The organism is Micromonospora sp. BL1, from assembly GCF_003667485.1.
Lineage (GTDB): Bacteria > Actinomycetota > Actinomycetes > Mycobacteriales > Micromonosporaceae > Micromonospora > Micromonospora tulbaghiae.
In genome coordinates this window covers 1-4,360 of the sequence record NZ_RCVK01000081.1, presented here as the reverse complement: position 1 = coordinate 4,360, position 4,360 = coordinate 1, and the positions used below count along the sequence as shown (strand labels likewise).

Genomic DNA, 4,360 nt, shown 5'->3' with positions numbered 1-4,360 from the left:
CAGTAGGGGTTGGGGTGGCCGGGGAGGTGGCCTCGGGTCAGGGCTGCCGGGCGGCCGGGCAGCGCCGGGTCCGGGGACAGCGGCGGGGAGTCGGTGCCCGCTCTCGTGGCCATGCCGGCGAACAGCTCCTTCAGGGCTGTGACCGTGTCGACGGCCGGCGTCCAGCCGAGTTCGGTCTCGGCGCGGTGACTCGACATCAGCGGCACGTTCAGCGCCAGGTCGACCCAGCCGGTGTCGACCGGTTGCAGCCGCGCCCGCCAGGTCACCGCCGCCGCGGCGCGCAGCACCGGAGTCGCCACCGGCACCGTCCAGCCGTGAAAGTGCCGGGCCACCAGTTCCGGCGTCAGCACGGGGTCGGCCGCCACGTTGAAGGCGCCGCTAGCGTCCCCCACGACCGCCCGGGCGTACGCGTCGGCCACGTCGTCGGCGTGCACCGCCTGCATCCGGAGTCGCTTGTTCGACGGCACCAGCGGAATCCGGCCGTACCGCAGCAGGCGCACGGGCACCAGCGGGCCGAGGAAGTAGCGGCTGATCTCCGTACCGGCCTCGCGCTGGAAGATCAGTCCCGGCCGTAGCCGTACCACCCGCAGGTTCGGGTGCTCCCGCTGCACGCCGTCGAGCAGCGCCTCTACCTCCGCCTTGTCCCGGCTGTACGACGACGTCTCCACCCCGGTCGCCGGCCAGTTCTCGCTGACCGGGTGGTTCTTCGGGCCGGGCGCGTACGTGCCGACCGATGAGGCGTACACCAGGGCCGGAACGCCGACCCGGACGGCGGCCTCGATCACCGCGCGGCTGCCGCCGACGTTGGTCCGGTAGAGCGTGCGCCGGTCGTGGCTGGGCTGGATCTGCCAGGCCAGGTGCACTACCGCCCGCGCCCCGGCGAAGATCCGCACGAGCTGGTCCGCGGCGCCCGGCGCGCCGATGTCGCAGGAGTGCCACTCCACGTCGTCGTACGGCTCACCGGCGTCCGGTCCGGGCAGCCGCCGGGCCACGCCGACCAGCTCGGTGCCCGCCTCCCGCCGCAACCGGCGCAGCACCGCCGTCCCCACGTTGCCGGTCGCCCCCACGATCACGATGCGCATGGTCGTGCCGTACCCGCTGAACCGGGCAGCAACCGCTCACGGACGGGGGTTCGTGCGCACCCAGCCCTTCTCCCGTTCGCGGCGACCGGCGGTGGCGGCCAGGCAGCGCGGGCAGAGCCAGCCCTCCGGGTCGGCCTCGGTCAGCACGTCGGTACCGGAGTAGTCGAACGGCACGTGCGGGAAGCGACGCAGCCGGGTCCGGCTCAGCGGCAGCCCGCACAGCGTCTGGTTCTGCCCCGGCAGCCAGGCGTGCACCTCACCGCCGGGCCGGCGTACGCCGTCGTCGCCCGGCACCTCGCGGGACGCCGCCACGGCGGCGGTGGTCGTGACTCGCATGGTCGCCCAGGTTCCCCGGCCGCCGCCGTTCACGCCTGGCGGCGACAACCCCTGGGGTACGCGGGCGGAGCGCGTACTCCCGTGGTGGTAGCCCGATCGACGACTCCGGGGCGACGACCGGCGGCGATGCGCGTCCATACGCTGCCGCCGTCACCACTTGCCGCGACCCCAGGGAGTCCCAGAATGTCCATCCGTCACCTGCTCGCCACCACTGTCGTCGGAGAGTTCGCCCCGGCCGCGCACGCCTCGCTCGCCGCCGGGGGCATCGGCGGCTCCGGCCGGGCGGGCGCCACAGTCATCGCCGTGGTGGGCCTGGCGAGCGTGGTCGTCGGCGGGCTGGCACTCAGCCGCTCCCGCCGGGGGCCGGGCGAGGGGCGGATCCAGGCCCTCGTGGCGGCCGCAGCCGGCCTGGTCAGCCTGGTCCTCAGCGCGTGGCATCTGGCGCTGACCACCGAGGGTCTCGGCAGCGGTCAGGGACGCGCAGGTGCGGTCGCCGGGGTGGCGTTCGGGCTGATCGGGGCGGTGCTGGGCGGGCTGGCGCTGGCCCGTTCCCGGCGTACCGCCTGACCCGGTCGCTCGTCCTGTCCCGGCGCGCTGGTTCCGCCGGCCGCTCGTTCCGTCCCGGCGTCAGGAGGCGGTGAGCCAGCCGGGCACGGTGAGCCCCGACTCGTACGCGAGCACCACAAGCTGGGCCCGGTCCCGTACCCGCGTCTTGGTCATGATCCGGCTGACGTGCGTCTTCGCGGTGGCCGGGCTCAGCACCAGCCGGGCCGCGATCTCGTCGTTGGACAGGCCGGCGGCGACCAGGGCGAGCACCTCCCGTTCCCGCTCGGTCAGCGCGCTCAGGCGAGGGCCCGGGTCCGGGTGTCGGGTCCGGGCGGCGAACTCGGCGATCAGCCGGCGCGTGACGGCCGGGGCGATCAACGCGTCGCCCCGCGCCACCACCCGTACGCCGTGGATCAGCTCCGCCGGCTCGGTGTCCTTGACCAGGAACCCGCTCGCGCCGGCCCGCAACGCGCCGTAGACGTAGTCGTCCAGGTCGAAGGTGGTCAGGATGATCACCCGGGCGTCGGTGCCGGCGACGATGTCCCGGGTGGCGGCCAGGCCGTCCAGCAGCGGCATCCGGATGTCCATGAGGACGACGTCCGGGCGCAGTTCCCGTGCCAGCCGTACCGCACCGGCGCCGTCGGCGGCCTCGCCGACCACCTCGATGCCGTCCTCGCCGTCGAGGATGGAGCGGAAGCCCGCGCGTACCAAAGTCTGGTCGTCGGCGAGCAGCAACCGGATCACGTCGTCTCCCCCCGTTCCGTGCGTGGCGCGGGGACCGGCAGCGGGACGGGCCGCAGCGGGAGGCGGGCCCGCACCAGGAACCCGCCGTCCGGCCCCGGCCCGGTGGTGAGCGAGCCGCCCAGCGCCCGGGCCCGCTCGCCCATGCCGAGGATCCCGTTCCCGGGCGGACCCGTGGGACCGGCGCCGTCGTCGGCCACCTCCACCAGCACCTCGTCGCCGTCCGGCACGACCCGGACCACCGCCGTGCTCGCGCCCGCGTGACGGCTCACGTTGGTGAGCGCCTCCTGGACGATCCGGTACGCGGACAGGTCCACCTCCGGCGGGAGCGGCCCGGTCTCCGTCACCTCGGTACGCACCGTCAGCCCGCGCCGCCCGGCCGTCGTGACCAGCTCGTCGAGGCGGTCCAGACCGGGTGCGGGGTGGCTCGGCGTCGTACCCTCCTGCCGGAGCACGCCGAGCGCCGCCCGCAGCTCCCGCAGCGTCTCCCGGCTCGTCTGCTTGATCACGGTGAGTGCCTCCGCCGACCGCTCCGGATCGGGCCGGTGCAACGCGGCGCTCGCCTGCACACTGATCAGCGAGAGATGGTGGCCGAGCAGGTCGTGCAACTCGCGGGCGATCCGCAGCCGCTCCTCGGTGGCCCGGTGGCGGGCCTCCTCCTCCTTGCGCTGCTCCGCGGCCAGCACCCGGGCCTGCACCTCGGCGAGATAGGCCCGCCGGTTACGGGTCACGCCGACGATGACCGCGACCAGCCAGCCGGCGTGCAGCAGCGTCGCGCCGTTGCCACTGACACCGGTCCGGGTGTAGCTGTCGGCGACGGCGAAGGAGACGACCGAGGCCAGGCCGAGGCCCACCGCGACCGCGAGGTGCCCCTCGTCGACGACCGTGTACAGCGCCACGACGAACACCAGCATGATCGGCCCAGGCCGGTGCAGCAGAGCGCCGTACGCGGCGACCGCGGCGAGCGCCACCAGGCCCACCGCCACCGGGTATCGCCGACGCAGGTAGAGCGCTGCGGACGAGGCCAGGACGACGAGCAGCGCGACGAGTTCGGCGGGGGTGTCGATGCCGTCCGACTGCACGATCAGGCCGAGGAGGGCCACCAGGGCGACGGCAGGCACCAGTGCGGCTTCCGCCTTGGGGCCGTGCCGGCGCCAGCTCGACATTGCCGAAGCGTAGCGGTCCGCGGACGCAGCGGAGGGCCCCGAAGCGGCGTCGTGGCGTGCCGGAGCGTGGTCGAGAGGGTCGGTGCGCGACGCACGCCGGGCTGATCGGGTTCGGGTAACCTGTGCCGTGCGGGCCGCTAGCTCAATGGCAGAGCTGTGGACTTTTAATCCATAGGTTCAGGGTTCGAGTCCCTGGCGGCCCACTTCGTTCCAGCTCGGCGGCTCTTTACGGGGCCGCTTTTGTTGTGCTCCGGGCCGGTGCAGCGGCGAGACGCAGCAGCGAAGTGCAGCAGTGAACCAACCGCCAGCCCGACTTCCGTGTCGGGGTGCTCTCCTAAGCGGCAGCGGACCGAACAGATGGAGGTCACGTCCGCGCTGATGGTGTAAGAGACGGCCATCGCGTGATCCGGTCTGATGCTATGCGGCGATCGGGGTGGGGTCGGGTTGGTCGGTGTCGTGTTGGCTGGTGTCGACGGTGATCAGGCGGGC

5 protein-coding genes and 1 tRNA gene are annotated in these 4,360 nt (G+C 73.8%); 2 read left to right on the top strand and 4 right to left on the bottom strand.

The window, feature by feature from the left end; genetic code table 11:
• Together EAD96_RS00655 and EAD96_RS00650 are read right to left on the bottom strand one after the other, a co-directional pair.
• Positions 1 to 1,082 (bottom strand): NAD-dependent epimerase/dehydratase family protein (locus EAD96_RS00655; protein ID WP_121682895.1); only part of this gene is annotated, 1,082 nt, incomplete at its 3' end.
• A gap of 36 nt (positions 1,083 to 1,118) precedes the next feature.
• Positions 1,119 to 1,418, bottom strand: coding sequence for a hypothetical protein (locus tag EAD96_RS00650; protein ID WP_121682896.1), 300 nt, complete (start codon positions 1,416 to 1,418; stop codon positions 1,119 to 1,121).
• Positions 1,419 to 1,601: 183 nt separating this feature from the next.
• Here EAD96_RS00650 and EAD96_RS00645 point away from each other — a divergent pair, with 183 nt between their 5' ends.
• A complete protein-coding gene (locus EAD96_RS00645; RefSeq protein ID WP_120572149.1) occupies positions 1,602 to 1,985 on the top strand; it encodes a DUF6223 family protein in 384 nt (127 codons plus the stop codon).
• A gap of 60 nt (positions 1,986 to 2,045) precedes the next feature.
• Here the strand turns inward: EAD96_RS00645 and EAD96_RS00640 are convergent, their stop codons facing one another.
• Positions 2,046 to 2,708, bottom strand: coding sequence for a response regulator transcription factor (locus tag EAD96_RS00640; RefSeq protein WP_120572150.1), 663 nt, complete (start codon positions 2,706 to 2,708; stop codon positions 2,046 to 2,048).
• Positions 2,705 to 3,871, bottom strand: coding sequence for a sensor histidine kinase (locus EAD96_RS00635; protein WP_121682894.1), 1,167 nt, complete (start codon positions 3,869 to 3,871; stop codon positions 2,705 to 2,707). Before EAD96_RS00635 ends, EAD96_RS00640 begins: the two co-directional genes overlap by 4 nt.
• Positions 3,872 to 4,002: 131 nt before the next feature.
• Here EAD96_RS00635 and EAD96_RS00630 point away from each other — a divergent pair.
• A tRNA-Lys gene (locus EAD96_RS00630) sits at positions 4,003 to 4,074 on the top strand.
• Positions 4,075 to 4,360: the final 286 nt, after the last annotated feature.

Excerpts from the sequence above, each read along its gene's own strand:
- EAD96_RS00635 (WP_121682894.1), bottom strand. The coding sequence starts at position 3,871 with ATGTCGAGCTGGCGCCGGCACGGCCCCAAGGCGGAAGCCGCACTGGTG.
- EAD96_RS00645 (WP_120572149.1), top strand. The coding sequence starts at position 1,602 with ATGTCCATCCGTCACCTGCTCGCCACCACTGTCGTCGGAGAGTTCGCC.
- EAD96_RS00650 (WP_121682896.1), bottom strand. The coding sequence starts at position 1,418 with ATGCGAGTCACGACCACCGCCGCCGTGGCGGCGTCCCGCGAGGTGCCG.